Below are 21231 nucleotides of genomic sequence, written 5' to 3' on the forward strand. Positions count from 1 at the left end.
CTTAGATGCCGCCGTTGATAAAGGCCGAATCGTTACGATTTCCCGGCAACTGCGCCTGCAAAACTAGCGGCTGAATGAATGGCTCGAGCGAATTCAATGTGCGATCCAGCGCGCCGCGCATATCCTTTACCGTGTTTGCACCGGCAGTGATCATCGAGCGCAGGTGCTGCGGATTATTGAAGAGAAAGTTGATCGCACCGGCGAGCATGTTGCGATCCTTCACCACGCGCGCACCACCATTCTTGATAAGGCGCTGGAAGGATTCACGGAAATTCTGAACATTCTTGCCCGTCAGCACTGCTGTGCCCATCATGGCGGGTTCAAGCGGATTATGCCCACCTTCTTTGGTCAGTGAATTACCAATGAAGGCAATCTCGGTGAGTTGGAGATAAAGCCCCATCTCGCCAATCGTATCACCAAGCAGAATATCGGTATCCGCTTCGATAACGTCTCCGCGGCTGCGTGCTGCGACTTTCAATCCCTTTTCGCCAAGCATAGCTTCAATGGCGGGAGCGCGGTTGGGATGACGCGGAACGATGATCGTGACCAGACGCGGATATCGTACCTTCAGCATCTGATGAACTTCTGCCGCTATCTCTTCTTCACCATCGTGGGTAGAGATTGCAGCCCATGTACGACGTCCGGCAATTTGGCGCTGCATGGTTGCCAGTGCCTGCGGATCGGCAGGTGCCGGGGCCGTATCGACCTTGAGATTGCCCGAAACGCTAACCGGCCTTGCCCCAAGAGCCCGAAATCGATCGCCATCAAGCTCGGACTGCGCAATCACATGCGCGAAGTTTTCAAACAGCGCTTCCGCCAATTCTGGTCGTTTCTGCCATGCCGCAAAAGAACGGTCCGAAAGACGGCCGTTGACCAGCACATGCGGAATATGCCGCGCGCCAAGCGAAAGCACTGTTGCTGGCCAAATCTCGGATTCACAGCCTATCGCCAGATCCGGCTTCCAGTGATCAAGGAAATTGTTGACCGCCGGTTGCAGATCGAGCGGCGCATATTGATGGATAACCTGACTGCCCAGCTGATCGGCAACCAGTTTCGCCGATGTCACCGTTCCCGTCGTCATAACGATGTGGATACCAGTGGCTGCGATGCTTTCAATCAGCGGCGCCATGGCAACCGATTCTCCAACACTTGCAGCATGAGCCCATATGACAGGCCCTTGCGGTCGAGCTATCGACGTTTTGCCGTAACGCTCACCGCGCCTGGCACGCTCTTCTTTGCCGCGTGATGCACGATAGGAAATATAAGTGCCGATGAAAGGATAGGCCGCAGAGCCGAGCATACGATAGGCCGACAACATGTTTCGTGCCCAACGTTCACTCATTTACCTGCCTCCAATGCGGCATAGGCCTTGGTCGTCGCGTCATTGAGTTGGCGCGTCAATTCCATGCGCTTTTCTTCCAGTTGTGCCTCATCGGCATTTTCATCCACCCAGACCGGCTCTCCACAGACAATTATCGAGCGGCCGAATGGCAACGGAATTGTGGTCTTATCCCATGTCTTATGCAAAACATGATTCCGCGAAAAAGCATACGCAAAAGGCATTATTGGTCGACCTGATAATTTGGCCAGCAAAATAATTCCTTCGCCCGCTTCACGCGCTTTGCCGTGGGCAATATCAGCAATCATTGACGCTGATTGTCCCTTTTTCAGGGCATTTTTCAACGTTAAAAGCGCGCGCGCTCCACCTTTTCTAGCGGAGTTGCCTTCGCCGCGCCCACCAGAGCCTCGCACTGTGATGAAGCCGAACTTCTCAGCGATACGTGCATTGAGTTCCGCATCGGCACTGCGGGAAAACATGGCCACCACTTCAAGATCATGGGGACGCACCGCCGCTGCCATAATGTGCTGACCGTGCCAGAACGTTATGATTGAGGGGCTATTTTCGCGCAAAAGGGTCTTGATATCAGCAGATCCCTTGAGACGCGGATTGGTCAGATGCACAAATTTCAGATAGCTGGAAATGAGCTGCACCAGCGCGAATTGTAAGAAAGCCGAACGCGCAAGTGGCCCGCGAATGCGGCGCCACATACGCTTTGCAAATCCATCCGAGCGGCTGCGTTCACCGGCTTTCGGCGCGCTTTTTTCCTTTGCCATCTGATCTTTGTGCGGAGCAGACAAAAGCGCTTATTCCGCTTTCAGGTCCACGCCTTCAGGATCAAGCAAGCGATGCAGGTGAACAATGAAATAACGCATGTGCGCATTATCGACAGTCTGCTGCGCCTTGGACTTCCAGGCAGTTTTGGCAGACTCGTAATCAGGATAGATGCCAACGACATCGAGATTATCGAGATCGCGGAACTGAACGGTTCCTAGCTTTTTCAGCTCACCGCCAAATACCAGATGAAGAAGCTGCTTTTTGTCGCCTTCGGCACTCATGACAATATCCCTTGAAACAAACTTATTCGCCGCATGATTAGCTCAATGGCCAGTCCGCGACAACACTCAACATTTCCTGCAAAAGGTTTCCGCTGGACGCAACCAGCGCACCATGTTGTAGCGTCGGTCCACCGTAGATGAGAGGCTGAGCGTCGTGGGTCAAGAGCGCTCCGCCCGACTCACTCAGGATGAGATCGGCTGCGGCCAAGTCCCAATCATGTGAATTTGGCCGAATGAAGGTACCGGCGATATCGCCACGCGCAACCATCGCAATCCGATAGGCGAGCGAGGGTACATAAGGATGCAAAATCACGCGATCACGCCAGCCTTCCGGCAAAGTTTCGACCATTCTTTTTGCCGAAGCCATGGCAATTTTATGGCCATTTGGTGGCAGACGGGTACTAATCGGCAGGCCGTTTTGCGATGCACCAAAGCCTTTGCCAGCTTCGATCACTTCATTGCGTGCAGGGCATTGCAGCACACCGGCAATTGGCTTGCCGTCTTCCACGATGGCAATGCTCACACACCACTGAGTTTGCCCATTGATATAACCGCGTGTGCCATCAATCGGATCGACCACAAATGCGCGGCGGCGCGCGGCGGCCACTCTGTCATCCGTAGTTTCTTCTGAAATCCAGCCATAATCAGGCCGTGCTTCAAGCAGCACTTCCTTCAGATAGTTATCGACTGCGAAATCCGCTTCGCTGACGGGCGACTGTCCATCTTTCAACCAAACTTCCGGCGACTGGCCGAAATAACGCATTGCAATACGGCCAGCTTCGCGCGCTGCATTGCGCAGAAGTTCTAGTTCGTTCTGTATATCTTTGCGTTTCTCAATTTCCGGCAAGGGTCATGCCTTCAATCACAAGGGTTGGGGCCGTCATGCCAAAATTCCGGTCAATATCGGAAGCGGGCGTCATATTGAGGAACATATCCTTGAGATTAGAGGCAATCGTCACCTCACTCACAGGATAGGCAAGCTCCCCGTTTTCAATCCAGAACCCGGAAGCGCCACGGCTATATTGGCCCGTGATCATATCGACGCCCTGCCCGAACACTTCCGTTACATAAAAGCCGGTGCCTACAGACCGGATCAGCGATTCTGGTGTTTCCACACCTGGTTCAATGGCAAAATTGGTCGAAGCCGGTGAGACACCTGAACCCGAACGCACACCGCGTCCGTTGCCGGTCAATCCCAGTTCACGTGCACTCGAACCTGACAGAAGCCATTGCTGCAACACGCCATCTTCAACCATCATCAAGGGCTGACCTTCGATGCCTTCGCCATCAAACGGGCGCGACGACGATCCACGAATGCGCAGCGGATCATCAGTAACATTGATCCCCGCCTTCAAAATCTGCTTGCCGAGACTGTCGCGCAGAAAGCTGGTCTTGCGTGCAACGGCGGCACCGTTGATTGCGCTCGCGAGATGGCCCGCGATACCCCGCGCCAGACGTGGATCAAAAACGGCCGTAACCGGACCCGTCTTGGCTTGGCGTGCACCCAGACGACGCACGGCGCGTTCACCGGCGCGTCTGCCGATATTTTCGGGTGTGTCGAGATCGGCAAAGTGAAGGCGCGAACTAAAATCATAGTCGCGCTCCATCTTCGTGCCCTCGCCTGCGATTGCAGACACCGAACGACCAAAACGCGTTGCAGCATATTCGCCTGAAAAGCCTGAAGATGTAACGAGCACAAGCCCGCCCATGCTGCGCGATGCACCAGCACCACCCGAATTGCTCACGCCCTGCACGGCGCGCGCTGCCGCTTCAGTTGCCAGTGCGTCTTCGGTAAGGCGCGTCGTATCGATTTCGATCGCGTCGAAAAGATCGAGATCGAGATCGCGGGGAGCTTTTACCAGCAAAGCCGGATCGGCCAGTTGCTCATACGGATCTTCCGGAGCAACACGCGCCATGGCAACAGCACGCTCCGCCAATTTGTTGGGATCGCTGCCAGCATTGGCTGAAACACTGGCGATACGTCGCCCAACGAACACCCGAAGAGAGAAATCATCACTCTCCGACGATTCGGTTCCCTCGACCTTACCAAGCCGAACAGAGACGCTAACTGAGCGCGCACGGATCACAACCGCGTCAGCATGGTCAGCCCCCGCACGCTTTGCAGCAGCCACCAGCTGCGCTGCGCGGTCGACCAGTTTATCCGACGAATTATCTGAAATCATTACATAATCCAAGACTACAGGGGCAAAACGGCACCAGACTGGTAACCACGAGATATAACCAACCGTAATGGGAATTTGCGAAAAAATATCGTCAAATTATTCGACATCGGACTGATTAGAGCCATATCATGTTTCTATATTGCTGAAATCGGGGGGCTTCAAGGCAAGCCTGCCACATTCTTCATATTCCAAGAGCAAAACATGGTCGCAACAGGCGGAAGTCTTTACTTACAGGCGCTGATGATTCTGGGTGGTGCGATCATCGCTGCGCCCTTATTCAAACGCCTTGGCCTTGGCACCGTTCTGGGCTATCTGGCCGCCGGAATTGCGATTGGTCCAGTTGCACGCCTTATCTCGGAAGGTGAGGAACTGCTGCATTTTTCGGAGCTGGGCGTCGTCTTTCTGCTGTTCATCATCGGGCTTGAGCTGAAACCATCGCGGCTCTGGTCGTTACGTCATGCAATTTTCGGCCTGGGAGCTGCACAGGTTTTGCTCACAGGTTCCGCGCTGGCCGCCTTGGGTGTCTATCTTGCCGGCCTGGAGACCAATGCGGCAATCATCATCGGTTTCGGCTTGGCGCTATCCTCAACGGCATTTGCTATGCAGGTGCTGGAAGACCGCGCTGAGACCAACCAGAAACACGGACAGCGTGCCTTCGCCATCCTGTTGTTTCAGGACCTCGCCATCGTTCCTATTCTGGCGATCATTCCTGCACTGTCCCCCAATGAGCCTTCACAGGCCAGTGCTGGCTTTCATTTGGCGACAGCCATTGCTGCGATTATCGCTCTGGTGATTGCGGGACGCTATCTCATCAATCCGATGTTCCGTATCATTGCCAATACCGGCGCACGCGAAGTGATGATCGCAGCTGCCCTTTTTGTGGTGCTGGGTTCAGCCAGTCTTTTGCAGGCGGCAGGACTATCCATGGCAATGGGGGCATTCATTGCAGGCGTACTGCTGGCCGAATCGTCTTACAGACATGAGCTTGAAGCAGATATCGAACCTTTTCGCGGAATTTTCCTCGGCCTGTTTTTCGTGGCTGTTGGTCTTTCGCTCAATCTGACTGTGATCCTGCAATATTGGAAGACCATTCTGATGGCGGTCCCGATCTTCATGATCGTCAAGGCAGCCATCATCTATGTTCTATGCCGCATCTTCCGCTCGAACCATAATGATGCAATCCGCGTTGCATTTCTGCTCCCACAGGGCGGCGAGTTTGCCTTTGTGCTGTTTTCTGCTGCCGCAGCAGCAGCCGTCATTTCAAACGCCTTAAGCTCCGAACTTGTCGCCGCCGTCACAGTTTCAATGGCACTCACTCCGCTTTCTGTGGCCATCGGCTCAAGACTGCTGATCAAAGACAAGACCGAAGACGTCATCGAAGAAAATTTCGAGGGCGCTGGCGCAGATGTGCTGATGATCGGCTTTTCGCGTTACGGGCAGATTTCCGCTCAAATACTGCTTGCTGGCGGCATCGATGTGACGGTGATCGACAACTCACCGAACCGCGTACGTGCCGCCGGAAAATTCGGTTTCCGCATCTATTTCGGCGATGGCACCCGCAAGGATGTGCTCGAAGCAGCGGGCATCCGCAAAGCCAAAATTGTCGCCGTGTGTACGCACAAGAAGGAAATTACCAACCGGATCGTTAATCTGATCCAGTCGGAATATCCCGATGTGCGTCTTTTTGTGCGTTCCTATGACCGTGAACACACGCTGCAACTTCGCGCACAAGGCGTGGAATATGAGCTGCGCGAAACTTTCGAATCCGGCCTTCTGTTTGGTCAGCGTACGCTTGAAGGTTTAGGACTTTCGGAAGCCAACGCTTATGCAATCCGCGAGGACGTGCGGCAACGCGACGAAGACCGCCTGCACGTCCAGGCATCGGAAGGAATCATGGCAGGACGGCATCTGCTCTTCAACAAGCCCGTCACGCCTGAGCCTCTGGTTAAACCACAGCGCGAAGGCCAGCGAATCGATAAAGCGGGCGACGGCATCGATGCAGTTGCCAATATCGACGAAGGTACGGCGTCGGCCGCAGTTGCAGCTGAATAATCGCTAGAGCGCCGCGCACCCTCTTGGGCGCACAAAGGTCGCTCTAACACTTTATATTTACAGCATAATTTTACCTTAAACTGATTCAAGTTTAAGGAGTTATGCTGTAGTGGATTGAATTTGACGTTTGAACCCCGACCGATAACCATACTGTATCAAACGTCAAATTCGAAAAATCCACTCGTTAGTTTTATCGCCCTATCCTACGCATCTACGCTGGGGATGCTCAGGACGCCGCAGCGGCAGGCTTACCGCTTAAAACCGTGTCGAGTGCAAGTTTCAACTCTTCGCGGATATCTGCACTTTGCGATAGAATCTGTTCGAACTTCAGGAAATCGAGCAAGCCTATTCGTTCGACGTTTGGACGCAGAAAAATATGTGGCGGGCGATTGCGGAACTTGTTCTCGATGATTGAGCACATGGTGAGCTGGTTGGCACCCATGACAGCTTCGATTGTGGTCGGCATATAATCATCAGGCCCTACAGGGGCACCAACAACATCAATTCCAATCACAATATCCGCCTTATCAAACAGCAGATCGAATGGCACCGGATTGAGCAATCCACCATCCACTAGAATTCGCCCATTGCGACGTACCGGTCTAAACACCGGCGGAATAGCGCAAGAAGCCGCAATAGCTGAACGCAGGTCGCCCTGTTCGATATTGAGTTCCGTGGCCGCATGAAAATCCGAAGCGGTAATGCTCATCGGGATTTTCAGCTCTTCCACATTTTCGGGTAGTGCTGCGGGTAGAAAGACTTCCAATATCTTCTCGATATTGAACTGGCTGACGCGGAAACCGCCTTTCAGCAGCTCGACCCAGCGTTCCGGGCGCGCCTGCCACATGCGGCGGGCGACTTCCGAACGGCGATTGAAAATCGCCGCCATATATTCATGAATTTCCTTGCCGCTCATGCCGTTCGCCATTCCGGCCCCGACAATCGAACCGATGGATGAACCAGAAATCGCAACCGGCTTTATGCCCAGTTCGTCCAACACTTCGATAATATGGATATGTGCGATACCGCGAGCACCGCCGCCGCCAAAGGCGACGGCGATACGCGGTGATGTCGGTACGGTTACATCCATGAAGCTTTCCTCACGGCATATTGGCTTACGATTGTGCCAAACTAAGATTGGACCAACTTAAGACTGAGCTGGACCGAAAATCAGAATTGCAGGTTCTGCTTCCAAAAGCTTTTTGGCAATAGCTTTCACCTGATCGAGCGTCACCGCATCAATCAGTTCGGCGCGCTTGTCGATGTAATCACGATCAAGCCCTGCTTCCTGAAGACCAACGAGCGTGTCGGCAATCGACACCGATGAATCGAGATTGTTCACCGCATAAGAGCCTTTGAGATAGCTCTTGGCTGCAGCAAGCTCAGCTTCTGTCGGACCATCATTTGCCATTGCAGCGACCTGCTCGCGAATGATCTTGAGCGATTCCTGCGCCTTTTCAGGCCGTGTCGCAGTCGAAATTGTCAATGCGGATACATGATCACGCAATGCCATCGATGACGATACCGAATAGGCGAGACCGCGCTTTTCACGCACTTCCGCATAAAGACGCGAGGTGAAACCGCCACCCAGAATGTGATTCATCAGGTAAGAAGCGAAGAATTCCGGATCTTTACGTGGAACTGCCGGATAGACAAAACTGATCGATGTCTGTGGCATGTCAAAGCTGAGGCTTGTCGTCGTGCCAAGTGCAAGTTTTGCATCAGGTACTGGGACGAGTTCGGCATTTGCAGGCAGATCGCCGAATACCTTGTCGAGCATTTCGCCAAGATCCTTGGCGTTAATCGAACCAACAACGCCGATCGTCAGGCGATCGCGCGCAAAGTTCTTGCGGTGGAAATTGACAAGGTCTTCACGGCTGATTGATTGCAGCGACTTAACTGTGCCTTCGTCCGGGCGACCATAAGGATGGTTGCCATAGAGAACTTCGGAGAACTTGCGCGAGGCAATGGTTGAAGGATTGCGCTGCGAGGCTTCGAGACTTGCAACCACCTGCTGACGAATGCGGTCAATCGCATCCTGATCAAAGCGCGGCTTGTTAACGGCAAGCGCCAGCAGTCCATTCACTGCATCACGGTTCTCGGCAAGCATACGAATATTGCCAGATACCGAATCAGGCGAAGCTGAAAAGCTCATCTCCGCACCGAGGTTATCGATGCGTTCCTGAAAACTGTCGGAATCGAGGTCGCCAGCGCCTTCATCGAAAAGGCCGGTCATTAGATTGGCAAGACCTTCCTTACCTCCCGGGTCCTGCGATGTGCCCCCCTTGAACGAGAAGCGCATAGAAATGAGCGGCACCGAACTATCTTCAACCAGCCAGGCTTTGATGCCCTTTGGCGAAACAACCTCCTGAATCTCGATTGCGTATGCCGGAAGGTTCAGAATGACCAGCAACATCATGGATGTTGCCAGCGCCATCATCGCGGTCTTTGCACGATTAACATTCAACGCAATAGCTTTGCTCACTGGATTGCTCCTCCCGCGCCATTCTCACCTGCATTGCCAGCGGCAGCATTCGGATTCTCGCGTGCATTTTCAGGTTCAGTATCCGGCGGCAGCAAGTAACTCGTCACCGACTGATTTTTCACCAGATACCGGTTCGCGGCATCTTTTATCTGCTCGACGGTAACGCCCTTGATCACATCTGGCCATTTCTGAATATCTTCGATACTCATGCCGATAGAGAGCGTGGAACCATAAATCCGGGCCATACCTGACTGGCTGTCGCGCGCGAAGGTTACTGCCTTGAGGAAGCGATTGCGTGCCTGATCGAGTTCGGTCTGCGTCACACCGTCCTTGATGATACGTGCAACTTCGGCATCAACGGCCTTCTCCACATCGGCCAGCGTCTTACCGTTCTGTGGCGAGCCGTAAACCGAGAATGTTCCATCATCAAGTGGGTCGCCATCATAGCTCGCACCCGTGTTGGATGCGATGCCCTGCTTGACGATCAATTCCTGATAAAGACGAGAGCGTAGTGAACCACCGAGAATCTCGCTCAGGATATCAAGTGCCGGCGCGTCGCCTGCCTTCACATTCGGGAAGCGCTTTTCATTGGAGTAGGACGGCACCAGCCACGACATGCGGAACGACGGCGTGCTCACACGATCGTCATGCAGCGTCACAACGCGGGCTGCGTGTTTTTCCGGCTCCTGCGGACGCTCACGCGGCAGAACATCGGCACGCTTGGGGATTGTGGCCCAGGTCTTCATGACAAGATCGCGCACGCGCTCAGGTGTCACATCACCGGCGATCACCAGCGTTGCATTATTCGGAGTGTAATATTGCTGGTAGAAATCAACCGCATCCTTGAGGCTGAGTTTCTCCATTTCCTGTCGCCAGCCAATCACAGGCACACGATAAGGATGATTGTAGAAAAGCACAGCATCTGTGTTTTCCATCAGCATTGCTGCGGGATTTGAATCCACACGCATACGGCGCTCTTCAAGGATAACCTCGCGCTCAGTCGTTACCGCCTCTTCGTCGAGCACTAGATTGGCCATGCGGTCCGATTCATAACCCATCACCATTTCAAGCGCATCGGGAGCGACACGCTGAAAATAAGCCGTATAATCATAAGAGGTGAATGCGTTTTCCTGCCCGCCGATGGCTGCGATTTTCGCTGAAAACTCGCCAGCCGGATAGGTCTTGGTACCCTTGAACATCAGGTGCTCAAGAAAATGCGCAATGCCGGATTTGCCCGGTGCCTCATCAGCCGACCCCACATGATACCAGATCATCTGCGTGACCACCGGGGCGCGATGATCGGGAATAACCACGACCTTCAACCCGTTTTCGAGGGTAAAGCTGCTGATATCTTCGGATTTCGTGATTTCTGGCAGATTTGTTTGTGCCTGAGACTGGGCCGGAGGCTGCGCAGCTTCGGTTGCAGCCGCTGGTGCGGGCGTCTGCGCCTGAACCGAGCCTGTTGCAAGAGGCAGAGCCAGCGCCAAACCAAGGGCGGTGGACAACAAAAAGTGCCGGAGTGAGGGGTTATGCACCAAACGACATCTCCAATCAGTTTCATTCCGCCCTGACAGCTTTGAAGTGTCTAGCGAGCGGCAAGACCTATATTCAAAATTCACTGTGCTACCGAAACCGGAGATCCGGTTTCGGATAAATCTTCAGTCCGCTTTCAGCTGTATCAGCCGAATTATGGTTCCACCATAATTCCGCTCTTCACGAACGACGAATCGTTCATCCAGTTCCAGCGATGCTTCCGCATCTTCTTCAAGCACGAGAAGTGCGTCAGGATTAAGCCAACTACCTTCAAGTGCTGATAAAAGTGCCTTTTCGCCCATGCGACGACCGTAGGGCGGATCAGCAAAAATCAGGTCGAACGGTTCCATCGTTCCTGCTTCGCCAAGCTTGCAAGCATCGCGGCGCAGAACTTTGGTCTGTCCCTGCAGACCAAAGGCCTCGATGTTCTGGCGGAGGATGCCACGCCCTTCCGCTGATTCTTCGACAAAAACAGCATAGCGAGCACCGCGAGAAAGTGCTTCAAGACCGAGCGCGCCGGTACCTGCAAAGAGGTCCAGAACACGCCCGCCTTCAACCTTGTCCGGGAAGCTGTGTGCGAGAATATTGAATAGGCTTTCCCGCGTCCGATCTGTGGTCGGACGAATGGAATTTGTGGTCGGTGTGACGAGCGCGCGCCCGCGGAATTTACCGCCGACGATCCGCACCGCCGCCCCCTGGCTTGCCGCCGCGTGGCTTTCCATCACCAGATCTACCATTGCCTGGCTTGCCGCCCGAACCGCCACGATCCGGACCCTTGCCAAAGCCGCCTGGACCCTTCGACGGGCCGCGACCTTCACCACCACCGGAACGTGGACCGCTGCTGCGTGGACCACGATCGGCATTACCACCACCGAAACGACCTTCGCTGCGCGGACCCGAAGGCTTGCCGAAGCTACGGCCTTCATAACCGCCCGATGATCTTTCGCCGCCTTCGTTCTTCAGTTCGGCGCGCTCGCGCTTGCCCGGACGACGCTCTTGTTTACGATCATCGCGACCTTCAGGACGTGGAGCACGGGCTTCTGGTCTGCCTTCCGAACGGCCTTCAAAACGGCGCGGACGATCATCACGACCTTCTTCGCGAGGCTGATCGCCATCTCCGAAACGACGTGGGCGAGACTGAAAGTCTCCTTCCGCACGAGGAGCGCGAGGTCCTGAACGGTTATCTGAGCGTCCCTCAGGACGATTTCCAGAATGGGAACCCTGTTTATCAAAACGCCCTTCTGAGCGGCGGGGACGGTCATCACGGCCGGCTTCACGACGCTGATCGCCATCAGCAGAACGACGCGGACGCGACTGCAAATCACCATCGGAGCGACTTGCACGTGCGCCACGGCTCTCAGCGCGGGCAGCTTTTTGGGCTGCAGCTTTTTCACCCTGCGGGCGTGCGCCCGGTGCCATCCAGACATTGCTATTGCCACGGCGACGCGGCTCTACCTTGTCTTCTTTCTTTTCTTCGCGCTTGCGACGCTCTGGCTGGCTGGAGATCCATTCACGCTCACGCGGCTGGCGACGATATTCGCCTTCTGGCTCTTGCTGTTCCATTTCGCGACGCGTGCGGCCTTGCACGACGGTATTAGAGAACTCGTTCAGAACTGGCGCGTCGAAATCCGCACCTGATTCCTCAACGAGTTTTTCACCAAGCTGATCGCGCAGAATACGTCCGCGAATTTCACGAACCGCACCTTCTTCAAGATCGCCGAGCTGGAAGGGTCCAAACGACACGCGGATCAGACGACCAACCGTCAGACCAAGCGCACCAAGGATGTTCTTGACTTCGCGGTTCTTGCCTTCGCGCAGACCGATTGAAATCCAGACATTGGCACCCTGTTCACGCTCAAGCGTTGCTTCGATGCTGCCGTAGAAAATGCCTTCGACGGCAATGCCGTTCTTCAACTCATCAAGCTGTGCCTGTGTGACCTTGCCGTGGGCGCGAACGCGATAGCGTCGCAGCCAGCCGGTGGAAGGCAATTCCAGAACGCGCGACAAACCACCATCATTTGTGAGCAGAAGCAGACCTTCGGTATTGATGTCGAGACGACCAACCGAAAGTACGCGCGGCATTTCCGCAGGCAGCGCTTCAAAAACAGTCGGACGCCCTTCCGGATCACGATTGGTCGTCACAAGACCTGCAGGCTTGTTATAGAGCCAAAGACGTGTGCGTTCCGCCTGCTTCAACTGCTTGCCATCAACCGTGATAACGTCGGTGCGCTTCACGTTCACCGCAGGGCTTTCAAGCACCTTGCCGTTAACCGAGATCCGGCCAGCCGCAATCATGGTCTCGGCTTCGCGACGCGATGCAATGCCTGCGCGTGCGAGACGCTTGGCAATGCGCTCGCTGGTATCTTCACCTTCATGGGTTTCGCGCGATCCAAACTTGCGCGGACCACCGCGATCATCGTCACGGCGAGGTCTGTCGTCGCGTGGACGATCATTACGTGAGCCAGCCTCACCTGGTCCTGAACCTCGCTCGCCGCGTTCACCGCGAGTGCTGCCGGGGCGATCGCCCCGACCTTCACCACGTCCATGCGGGGGGCGTCGACCGCCCTTGTTATCGTCTTCAGTGCTCATCTGGTGTTGGCCTTTCAGCAGCGCCGCCGTGTCGTCTTTCGCACCTTGGGGGTTGGCAAAGAACCGTCCGGTCAAGAACGCTGTATAAATCCGTTTACAAATCGGTTTTGATTTCGTGACTTATGCAGTAACAAATCGCTCAATGGCTTGCGAGCGAAATTTCCCTGTCCAGCGCACGAAATGAGGTTGGATTGAAAAAGGTTGCAGACATTTCGGCACCAAAAGTGGCAACACCGATGGAGATTGCGCTTGAAGAGGCGAAATCTGCAGCCCTCCGCGGTGAGGTGCCCATTGGTGCGGTCATCGTGCATGAAGGCAAGATTATTGCCCGGGCAGGCAACCGTACGCGCGAATTGAACGACGTCACGGCGCATGCGGAAGTACTTGTAATTCGTCAGGCAGGAGAAGCACTTAAGTCCGAACGCTTGCTCGACTGCGATCTCTATGTGACGCTTGAACCCTGTGCAATGTGTGCAGCCGCTATCTCTTTTGCTCGCATCCGACGTCTTTATTATGGCGCTGCTGATCCCAAGGGGGGTGGTGTGGAATATGGGCCACGCTTCTACACACAACCCACATGCCATCACGTTCCAGAAATTTATGCGGGTTTCTCCGAAGAAAAATCCCAGAAAATTCTCCGGGATTTTTTTCGCGATAAGCGATAGATCATGGCTTAATGAATTACCCTATGCCTCGTCATGTGGCGCAAAGTGTTATCACGCAGTGCAAAATGATGGATCAGCGCCATCAGCACATGTCCGACGATAGCGGCCAGCAACACCCAGCCAAGAAGGCCGTGAAGCGCGTTGCCGGGCGCTGTTAGCGCCGCATTCTGCACGCCTGTCTGTTCGAATAGCTGGATACCGAAGACGGAAAAGCCACGGCCGTTGCCATAGCTCCGAAGCAACGCAAGCGCAGGCACTGCAAACATAAGCGCATAGATTACCAGGTGACCGAAGCCTGCGAGCTTCCCCATCACACCGGGCTTATGCGGTCGGCTGGAAAGGTTTAGCAGTCCCCAAATGCCGCGCAGCAGAACGAGTACCAACAGAGAGAAGCCAATTGTGAAGTGCGCTGACCAAAAGAAATTATAAAGCGGCGTCTCTTTGATGAAAATGCGCAGGATAGCAGAGATGAACTGCCACAGAAAAAGCGCGGCCATCAACCAATGGAGCATACGACTGATGACGCCGTAGCCATCGGGGCCATCCCAAAATGAGTTTGTTTTGTGCATTATTATACCTTACATCCCGAAAAGCTGCAGGATACGCTCTGCCAGAATACTTTCGTTGATTGAAATCAAATATTGTTCAGAATAGCCAACATTAAAAATATTTAATATTAGAGATTGATTCATGCAAAATGGCATCTTTTTTATGATGAAGAAATCATACTGATATAAAGAAAAAGCCGGAAGATTTTTTCTTCCGGCTTCCATAATTCTTAAAATCTATACTATAAAGGCTAGTTCCAAGGCAGCAGATCGCGCCAGCTTTTGCCGCCGCCGCCAGCTGCTTTCTTGCGCTCGCGTTCTTTCTGCGCCTCATCCTGACCCATATCACCAACAGCTGCTGTTGATGCTGGCTGACGATAACCAAGTGGCGGTTCGCTCAGATAGCGGCGATTGGTCGATGTGCCTTGTGTCTGCTCTGCACGCTGCTTTTTCAACTCAGCAACCTTGGCTGGATCAAAGGTTGGCGTGCGCGATTCATAATCTTCGCGACGGCTGGCACCGCTTGGCAATGAAGCCCTAACGTTGCTTGCAACAGGCACATCCTGCTCAACAGGCGAAACGAAGTTTGGATTGTCGCGGTTTGCGGTAATTTCATCGCGCAAACGCTTGCGGCGCTGTTCCGGTGATTCTGGCCATGATGGATCGCCAGCACTTGCAAGGCTTTCCTGTGGAGCAGGCAACGCGCCCTTGTCGCCCTGTCCAGGACGCACAAGATCAGGACGCGGCTTGTAATCAATACGGTCTTTTTTCTTGCCCTGACCAAAGCTTGCCATGTTCGACACGTCGTCGAGAAGCTGCGCACTCGCAGTTTTGTCGGTTCCGTAGGTCGGCGACGACACACAACCGGACAGCGCGAGGCCCGCGACTGCCGTCATCAATACCAGAACTCGTCCTTCAATCTTCATTAGCGCCACTTCTTTTACGCCTGTCGATTTTCTCTTCGTCAAAGGCTTCTTTTAAACCCTTGCCGCAAGAAACCGGCAACTCCAAGGCAGATTGCAAGTTTATCTCAAGGAGAGCCTTGTACATGAGAGCATCTCTACGGGCAATCGCGATATTAACCGCTATTTCACCATGTCCTCACTTTACAAGGCAAGCCCTGAAGCGAAAAGCCCGGATGCATGCCACAACCGGGCCTCTGATTTTATGCCGAAAGTCTGCCGAGAGCCTTCAATTCGTGAAGGGCTGCCGCATCGCGGGCCGAGACTTCCGGGAATTCCGGGTCAGAACCGACATCCGTGGTGTACCGCCACGAACGCGCGCACTTCTCGCCTTCCGCACGAACAGGAACAACTGCAACACCCTTCACGTCATCCAGCGTGAAGGCATCAGCAGGTGCCGCGGCATCAGTCACGTCAATACCACTGGTGATGCAGATTTCAGCGAAATCCAATCCTTCAAGCGAATCGACGAGGCTCTTGTCAGCGATATAGACAACTGGAGCCGCCTCCAGAGAAGAACCGATGCGCTTATCCGCGCGTTCCAGTTCCAAAGCCCCTGTAACAACACGACGAACATTGCGAACCTTGCGCCACTTTTCAGCCAGCACATCATCGCGCCATTCTGCAGGCGTCTTGCGAAACTGTTCCAGATGCACCGAAACAGATTGCGGATAGCGATCCAGCCAAGCTTCTTCCATGGTGAAAGGCAGCATCGGAGCGAGCCAAGTGGTTACGCGGTCAAAAATCTCGCGAACGGTCTGAAGAGCAGCCTTGCGGCGAACGCTGGATGGTGCATCGCAATAAAGCGCATCCTTGCGGATATCGAAATAGAAGGCCGAAAGTTCGACATTCATGAAATCGATCAGCGCACGTGCAATACGCTTGAAATCAAACGCGTCATAACCTGAACGCACGACTTCATCGAGCTCCGCCAGACGATGCAGCATCAGACGTTCGAGTTCCGGCAGCTCTGCGTGCGGAACATTCTCGCCTTCATCATGGGCGAGCGTGCCCAGCATCCAGCGAATGGTGTTACGCAGCTTGCGATACGCATCGATATTGGTCTGGATGATGCTCTTGCCGAGGCGCTGATCTTCCCAGTAATCGGTCGTCATCACCCAGAGGCGAAGAATATCCGCACCCGAATCCTTAATGACGTCCTGTGGCGTGACCGTATTGCCCAACGACTTCGACATCTTTTTGCCGTTCTCGTCCATGGTGAAACCATGGGTGACGACGGCATTGTAAGGCGCGCGACCACGCGTTCCGCAGCTTTCTAGCAGTGACGAGTGGAACCAGCCGCGATGCTGATCTGAGCCTTCGAGATAAACATCCGCCGGCCACTTCATGTCCGGGCGGTCTTCAAGCGTGAAGGTATGTGTCGAGCCAGAATCGAACCAGACGTCGAGAATGTCGCGAACCTGTGTCCAGTTTTCATTGGCACGGCTGCCGAGGAAACGCTCACGCGCACCTTCCGCAAACCATGCATCGGCACCTTCTGCCTCGAAAGCTTCAAGGATGCGCTTGTTTACGGCATCGTCCTGAAGGATATTGCCTTCCTCATCAGCGAAGACGCAGATTGGCACACCCCATGCGCGCTGACGAGAAAGAACCCAATCCGGGCGACCTTCGATCATGGCACGAAGACGATTCTGACCGGCAGCAGGCACGAAACGCGTATCTTCAATCGCTTTCAGCGAGCGCGAACGCAGAGTGGTGCCATCGCCGAGATTCTTGTCCATATAGACAAACCACTGCGGCGTGTTGCGGAAGATAACCGGCTTCTTCGAGCGCCATGAATGCGGATAAGAATGCTTCAGACGGCCACGTGCGAACAGCTTGTCAGTTGCAATGAGCTGCTTGATGACAGAGTCATTCGCATCGCCCTTCTTGCCGTTATCATCGATAACACGCGCAGGCCCACCTTCGCGATCCGGACCAAAGCCCGGCGCATCCTTGGTGTAATAGCCATCATCGCCAACCGGGAACGGAATGCTCGGATCAATGCCACGCGCTTCCAACTCACGCGCGCTGTCCATCCATGCTTCAAAGTCTTCTCGTCCGTGGCTTGGGGCGGTGTGCACGAAACCGGTACCAGCATCGTCGGTGACGTGGTCACCAGAAACCAATGGCACGACGAATTCGTATCCGCCGCCGAAACCCTTGAGCGGATGATTGAGCGTCAAAGGAAAAAGGTCATCAGCAGATACCTTACGCAACTGCTTGTAAGCTAGTTTTGCTTTTTTGAAGCAATCTTCAGCAAGATTTTCTGCAAGAATGAGCTTTTCGCCGGGTTGAGGGCCGAAATCGTTCTCGGCATCGGTTACTTCAAAAAGACCATATTCAACACGTGGGGAATAAGCCACGGCGCGATTGCCTGGGATAGTCCAAGGAGTCGTTGTCCAGATAACTACCGATGCACTCATCAAATCCGAAAGTGCTGTTTGGTCATCGCCGTGCCCCGATCTTACAGGGAACTTCACCCAGATCATATCCGACTCGATGTCGTGATATTCGACTTCGGCTTCTGCAAGGGCTGTGCGTTCAACCACCGACCACATGACAGGTTTTGAACCACGATAAAGCTGGCCAGTTGCAGCAAACTTCAGGAGTTCGCCAGCGATCCGCGCTTCCGCGTGGAAGTTCATTGTCGTGTATGGGTTTTCAAAATCGCCACAGATTGCGAGGCGCTTGAACTCTTCCGACTGAACCTTGATCCAGCCCGCAGCAAATTCACGGCATTCCTTGCGGAATTCGTTGATTGCAACTTCGTCCTTGTTTTTGCCCTGCGCGCGGTATTTTTCCTCGATCTTCCACTCGATCGGCAGGCCGTGGCAATCCCAGCCCGGCACATAATTCGAGTTGAAGCCGCGCATCTGGAATGAGCGCGTGATTACATCCTTGAGTATCTTGTTCAGTGCATGGCCGATATGGATATTGCCATTTGCATAAGGAGGGCCGTCATGCAGCACATAAAGCGGGCGATCCTTCGCGTCTTCGCGCAGCTTTTTATAGAGGTTCATTTCCTCCCAGCGCTGCACAAACACTGGCTCGCGCGCAGGCAGTCCCGCGCGCATTGGAAACTCGGTCTGTGGCAGGTTGAGAGTTTTGGAATAGTCGATCTTAGCAGTCGTCTCGGTCATTTTATTACTTGCCTGTCAATCCCGCACAGCAATATGGCGGGCGAAGATGCTGAAAGTTCAGGAGGCTGCAACATACAGCCGGAAAACTCAAAAGGCTGCGAGGCACAGCCGGTCGTTCCCGGACCTTCCTGCCATGCATTGCACTTTGCGCAATGCCATCAAGGCTTAGAGGAAGGCCGGGCCAATAATTCGTATGGCCGCGATGATATGCCGAAAATCCGTCATCATGGGCACGCTTTTAGCAATGACCTTCGCAGGAATAAAGAGGCAGGGCGCAATAAACTTGCAGCCCTGTCCTCGAAAAGCTTACAGATAGAGCATGTCTCCCAAAAGTGGGAACCGGTTTTGGGACAAAGACATGCGTAGAAACAAATGGATAGAGTACCTCCAACGATTTATCTTAAACTGGAAATACTCTGGGTTTGTTTTGATCAGTCGAGCGAGAAATCGAAGCGGTAAGTCGCAGCAATGCCGACCATAAACTGATCACGTGAGCCGTGCTGTTTCACAATGCTCGAGTCCTTTGCTGGGCCCTGAAGACGGCTATATTCACCAAACAGGCTGGTATCAATTTTGTCGGTTGCCTTCCAGGTAATAGCGCCACCAACACCAACCGATTCCCAACCACCGCCTGGATTATATTCCTTGACGCCAGATGCCACCGCTTCCTCAGCCGTTACACCATAATAGGTTTTGAAATAGTCTTTGGATGCGAAGGTTGCGCGTGGACCAGCCGAAACGCGGACCACCGGCGTCACATCATAGAACGCATCAGCTGCAACGTCCGCAACAACGCCCTTGTGGGCGCGAATACCCTGACGCACTTCACCGCGGAAACGCAGCCAGTCGGTTGGATAGACATCGACGAAGCCACCGGCTTCACCGCCGAACTTGGTTTCGTGAATTCCATCAATATCGGTATCGCGTTTGAACAGAAGCTTGCCTGTTGCACCCACACGGAAGCGATCCGTGTCGATTACCGCAAAGGATACGTTGTCATTACGCGAAGAAAAGCGCTCTGCTTCACCCTGACGGCCAAGCGACACCAAAGGCTGCGCTGAAAACTTATACTTGTTGGAACCTTCGAACTTCGGAGCAACAAGGCCAGCAGCGCCAACCTTGAGGTACCAGTCGCCCGACCAGAAGTATTTGCGGGCAGGCTTCACTTCCTCAGCCGCATAGACGTCCGTCTGCTGCATATCCGCAGCAACGACCGACAAAGGACCTACGAACAATGCAGCGCCTGTAACAAAGGCAAGGGGGACAATACGCGTCACGTGAAACTCCGATAAACAGTGGCCCGTAAACTTTGCGGGCATTTAACACTGTTTGAACGGAATATGTAAAATTAAACTTAAATCTAAGGTAGAAATTACTACAACTCTTTCTGGCGTCTTTTAGATCATGGTGATGATTTAGCTTTTGAGCGGCGCATGTCGGATTGTGCATCTGACGAGGAGACGTGACCGAAGTGGAGTATTGCTCCATCAGGGAACTTCGACAAAGTCGGAGGTGAAATCCGCTGCGTCCTGAAAGGATATGGTGAAAATCGCCCAGCTTGGCGCCGCAAAACCTCGATGGAGAACCACTCCACCTTCGGTTCTGCCCCTAGAGCTGAACGATTTCCCGCATACCGCTCCGTAAGTTAAATCATCACCACGACCTAAGGCTCAAGCAGGAAACGATAAGAGGCGATCAAGTTCGGAAAGTGGCTTCGCGCCTGCCAACAGAACGCGCGCTTCTTCTTCATCGCGCTTCATTTGCTCGATAAGTGGATCGAGTCCGTCAAACTTAACTTCGCCGCGCAGATAGCCAAAGAAGGATACTTCGGCAACTTCTCCATAGAGATCGCCGGAAAAATCAAAAACGAATGTCTCAAGCAGTGGTTTGCCATCGCTTGCGACAGTCGGGCGGCGACCGAAGCTCGCCACACCGTCATGCAAGATGCCGTCGGCCCTGCGGAAGCGGACGGCATAAATTCCGTGCTTCAAACTGACATGATCGTCGATGGTCATGTTTGCGGTCGGAAAACCCAGGGTGCGCCCAAGCTTCTTGCCATGGATGACTTCACCGCTGACCCGGTAGCGGTAGCCGAGCAGACCCGCCGCCTCCGCGACTTCGCCTTCGCACAAGAGCGCACGGACGCGCGTCGAGGAAACGAGATTTCCACCTTCATCACCGAAAGCATCCACCAGAGACACACTGAACCCTGACGATTGACCGGCTTCCTCAAGGAACAGAGGCGTGCCCCGACGCCCCTTTCCGAAATGGAAATCATAGCCCGTGACGACACGATTGGCATGCAACCGCTCTACAAGGATATTGCGCACGAAATCTTCCGCCGACTGCGCTGAGAAATCCGCAGTAAACGGCTGTTCAACAACCGCATCAAATCCCATGAGTCGCAGAATCTCGGCTTTCTCAACCGCATCAGTAAGGCGTTCAATGGGCTCGTTCGGCTTAAAGAAACTGCGCGGATGCGGTTCGAAAGTCAGCACGACTGCAGGCAAACTGTCCCTGTGTGCGAGTTCCAGCGCACGCTCCAGTACAGCCTGATGGCCGCGATGGACACCATCAAAATTGCCGATCGCCACCACGCAGTCACGCAGCGTAAGCGGCAATGCATCGGTTCCTGAAAGACGCTGGAAAACAGGTTTTGTCATGGTCGAAGCAG

The 21231-nt window shown here is 54.0% G+C and carries 18 protein-coding genes; 2 read left to right on the top strand and 16 right to left on the bottom strand.

Translation table 11 applies throughout. The features are described 5' to 3' along the window. Nucleotide 1: 1 nt before the first annotated feature. The 5 genes from waaA to OIV19_RS15410 are packed head-to-tail and all read right to left on the bottom strand — an operon-like array spanning nucleotide 2 to nucleotide 4580. Nucleotides 2-1342, bottom strand: a complete 1341-nt coding sequence (waaA, locus tag OIV19_RS15390; protein WP_151090961.1) for a lipid IV(A) 3-deoxy-D-manno-octulosonic acid transferase — start codon at nucleotides 1340-1342, stop codon at nucleotides 2-4. Beyond that, nucleotides 1339-2115: a lysophospholipid acyltransferase family protein gene (locus tag OIV19_RS15395; RefSeq protein WP_264232178.1), complete on the bottom strand. Its 777-nt coding sequence runs from the start codon at nucleotides 2113-2115 to the stop codon at nucleotides 1339-1341. Before OIV19_RS15395 ends, waaA begins: the two co-directional genes overlap by 4 nt. 30 nt (nucleotides 2116-2145) lie before the next feature. Beyond that, nucleotides 2146-2397, bottom strand: coding sequence for a DUF4170 domain-containing protein (locus tag OIV19_RS15400; protein ID WP_095444868.1), 252 nt, complete (start codon nucleotides 2395-2397; stop codon nucleotides 2146-2148). 37 nt (nucleotides 2398-2434) lie between these two features. Next, nucleotides 2435-3244 carry a 3'(2'),5'-bisphosphate nucleotidase CysQ gene (locus OIV19_RS15405; RefSeq protein ID WP_264232179.1) on the bottom strand — a complete coding sequence of 270 codons (810 nt, stop codon included), beginning with the start codon at nucleotides 3242-3244 and terminating at the stop codon, nucleotides 2435-2437. Beyond that, nucleotides 3231-4580 (bottom strand): TldD/PmbA family protein, encoded by a 1350-nt coding sequence (locus OIV19_RS15410; protein WP_264232180.1) that lies wholly within the window; start codon nucleotides 4578-4580, stop codon nucleotides 3231-3233. Before OIV19_RS15410 ends, OIV19_RS15405 begins: the two co-directional genes overlap by 14 nt. A gap of 201 nt (nucleotides 4581-4781) precedes the next feature. Here OIV19_RS15410 and OIV19_RS15415 point away from each other — a divergent pair, with 201 nt between their 5' ends. Further along, complete coding sequence (locus OIV19_RS15415; protein WP_264232181.1) at nucleotides 4782-6632, top strand: monovalent cation:proton antiporter-2 (CPA2) family protein; 1851 nt, start codon at nucleotides 4782-4784, stop codon at nucleotides 6630-6632. 226 nt (nucleotides 6633-6858) lie between these two features. On the opposite strand, the gene OIV19_RS15420 is transcribed toward OIV19_RS15415, so the two are convergent. The 5 genes from OIV19_RS15420 to OIV19_RS15440 all read right to left on the bottom strand — a co-directional run bounded on the left by OIV19_RS15420 (nucleotide 6859) and on the right by OIV19_RS15440 (nucleotide 13239). Then, nucleotides 6859-7722 carry a patatin-like phospholipase family protein gene (locus OIV19_RS15420; protein ID WP_151090969.1) on the bottom strand — a complete coding sequence of 288 codons (864 nt, stop codon included), beginning with the start codon at nucleotides 7720-7722 and terminating at the stop codon, nucleotides 6859-6861. Nucleotides 7723-7779: 57 nt separating this feature from the next. Then, nucleotides 7780-9072, bottom strand: coding sequence for a M16 family metallopeptidase (locus tag OIV19_RS15425; RefSeq protein WP_210318355.1), 1293 nt, complete (start codon nucleotides 9070-9072; stop codon nucleotides 7780-7782). Between the two features lie 41 nt (nucleotides 9073-9113). Continuing rightward, the gene (locus tag OIV19_RS15430) at nucleotides 9114-10652 is read right to left on the bottom strand and encodes a M16 family metallopeptidase (RefSeq protein ID WP_264232216.1); all 1539 of its coding nucleotides are present in this window, start codon (nucleotides 10650-10652) and stop codon (nucleotides 9114-9116) included. 123 nt (nucleotides 10653-10775) lie between these two features. Further along, nucleotides 10776-11336 (bottom strand): 16S rRNA (guanine(966)-N(2))-methyltransferase RsmD, encoded by a 561-nt coding sequence (gene rsmD, locus OIV19_RS15435; RefSeq protein ID WP_235901679.1) that lies wholly within the window; start codon nucleotides 11334-11336, stop codon nucleotides 10776-10778. Then, nucleotides 11317-13239, bottom strand: a complete 1923-nt coding sequence (locus tag OIV19_RS15440; RefSeq protein ID WP_264232182.1) for a pseudouridine synthase — start codon at nucleotides 13237-13239, stop codon at nucleotides 11317-11319. Before OIV19_RS15440 ends, rsmD begins: the two co-directional genes overlap by 20 nt. A 236-nt stretch (nucleotides 13240-13475) precedes the next feature. Here OIV19_RS15440 and OIV19_RS15445 point away from each other — a divergent pair, with 236 nt between their 5' ends. Then, nucleotides 13476-13904: a nucleoside deaminase gene (locus OIV19_RS15445; RefSeq protein ID WP_421522006.1), complete on the top strand. Its 429-nt coding sequence runs from the start codon at nucleotides 13476-13478 to the stop codon at nucleotides 13902-13904. An 8-nt stretch (nucleotides 13905-13912) separates the two neighbouring features. Here the strand turns inward: OIV19_RS15445 and OIV19_RS15450 are convergent, their stop codons facing one another. The 6 genes from OIV19_RS15450 to OIV19_RS15475 form a co-directional block, all read right to left on the bottom strand. Continuing rightward, nucleotides 13913-14473, bottom strand: coding sequence for a cytochrome b (locus OIV19_RS15450; RefSeq protein ID WP_151090976.1), 561 nt, complete (start codon nucleotides 14471-14473; stop codon nucleotides 13913-13915). Between the two features lie 230 nt (nucleotides 14474-14703). Beyond that, on the bottom strand, nucleotides 14704-15378 hold the full coding sequence (locus OIV19_RS15455) for a hypothetical protein (protein ID WP_095444877.1): 675 nt from the start codon (nucleotides 15376-15378) through the stop codon (nucleotides 14704-14706). Next, nucleotides 15368-15502, bottom strand: a complete 135-nt coding sequence (locus tag OIV19_RS15460) for a hypothetical protein (protein ID WP_264232183.1) — start codon at nucleotides 15500-15502, stop codon at nucleotides 15368-15370. Before OIV19_RS15460 ends, OIV19_RS15455 begins: the two co-directional genes overlap by 11 nt. 115 nt (nucleotides 15503-15617) lie before the next feature. After that, nucleotides 15618-18557, bottom strand: a complete 2940-nt coding sequence (gene ileS / locus OIV19_RS15465; protein ID WP_264232184.1) for an isoleucine--tRNA ligase — start codon at nucleotides 18555-18557, stop codon at nucleotides 15618-15620. A 431-nt stretch (nucleotides 18558-18988) separates the two neighbouring features. After that, nucleotides 18989-19834, bottom strand: a complete 846-nt coding sequence (locus OIV19_RS15470; protein WP_235901636.1) for a MipA/OmpV family protein — start codon at nucleotides 19832-19834, stop codon at nucleotides 18989-18991. A 393-nt stretch (nucleotides 19835-20227) separates the two neighbouring features. After that, nucleotides 20228-21220 (bottom strand): bifunctional riboflavin kinase/FAD synthetase, encoded by a 993-nt coding sequence (locus OIV19_RS15475; RefSeq protein ID WP_264232185.1) that lies wholly within the window; start codon nucleotides 21218-21220, stop codon nucleotides 20228-20230. Nucleotides 21221-21231: the final 11 nt, after the last annotated feature.

This window comes from Brucella sp. HL-2, from assembly GCF_025846885.2.
GTDB classification, from domain to species: Bacteria; Pseudomonadota; Alphaproteobacteria; order Rhizobiales; family Rhizobiaceae; genus Brucella; species Brucella quorumnocens.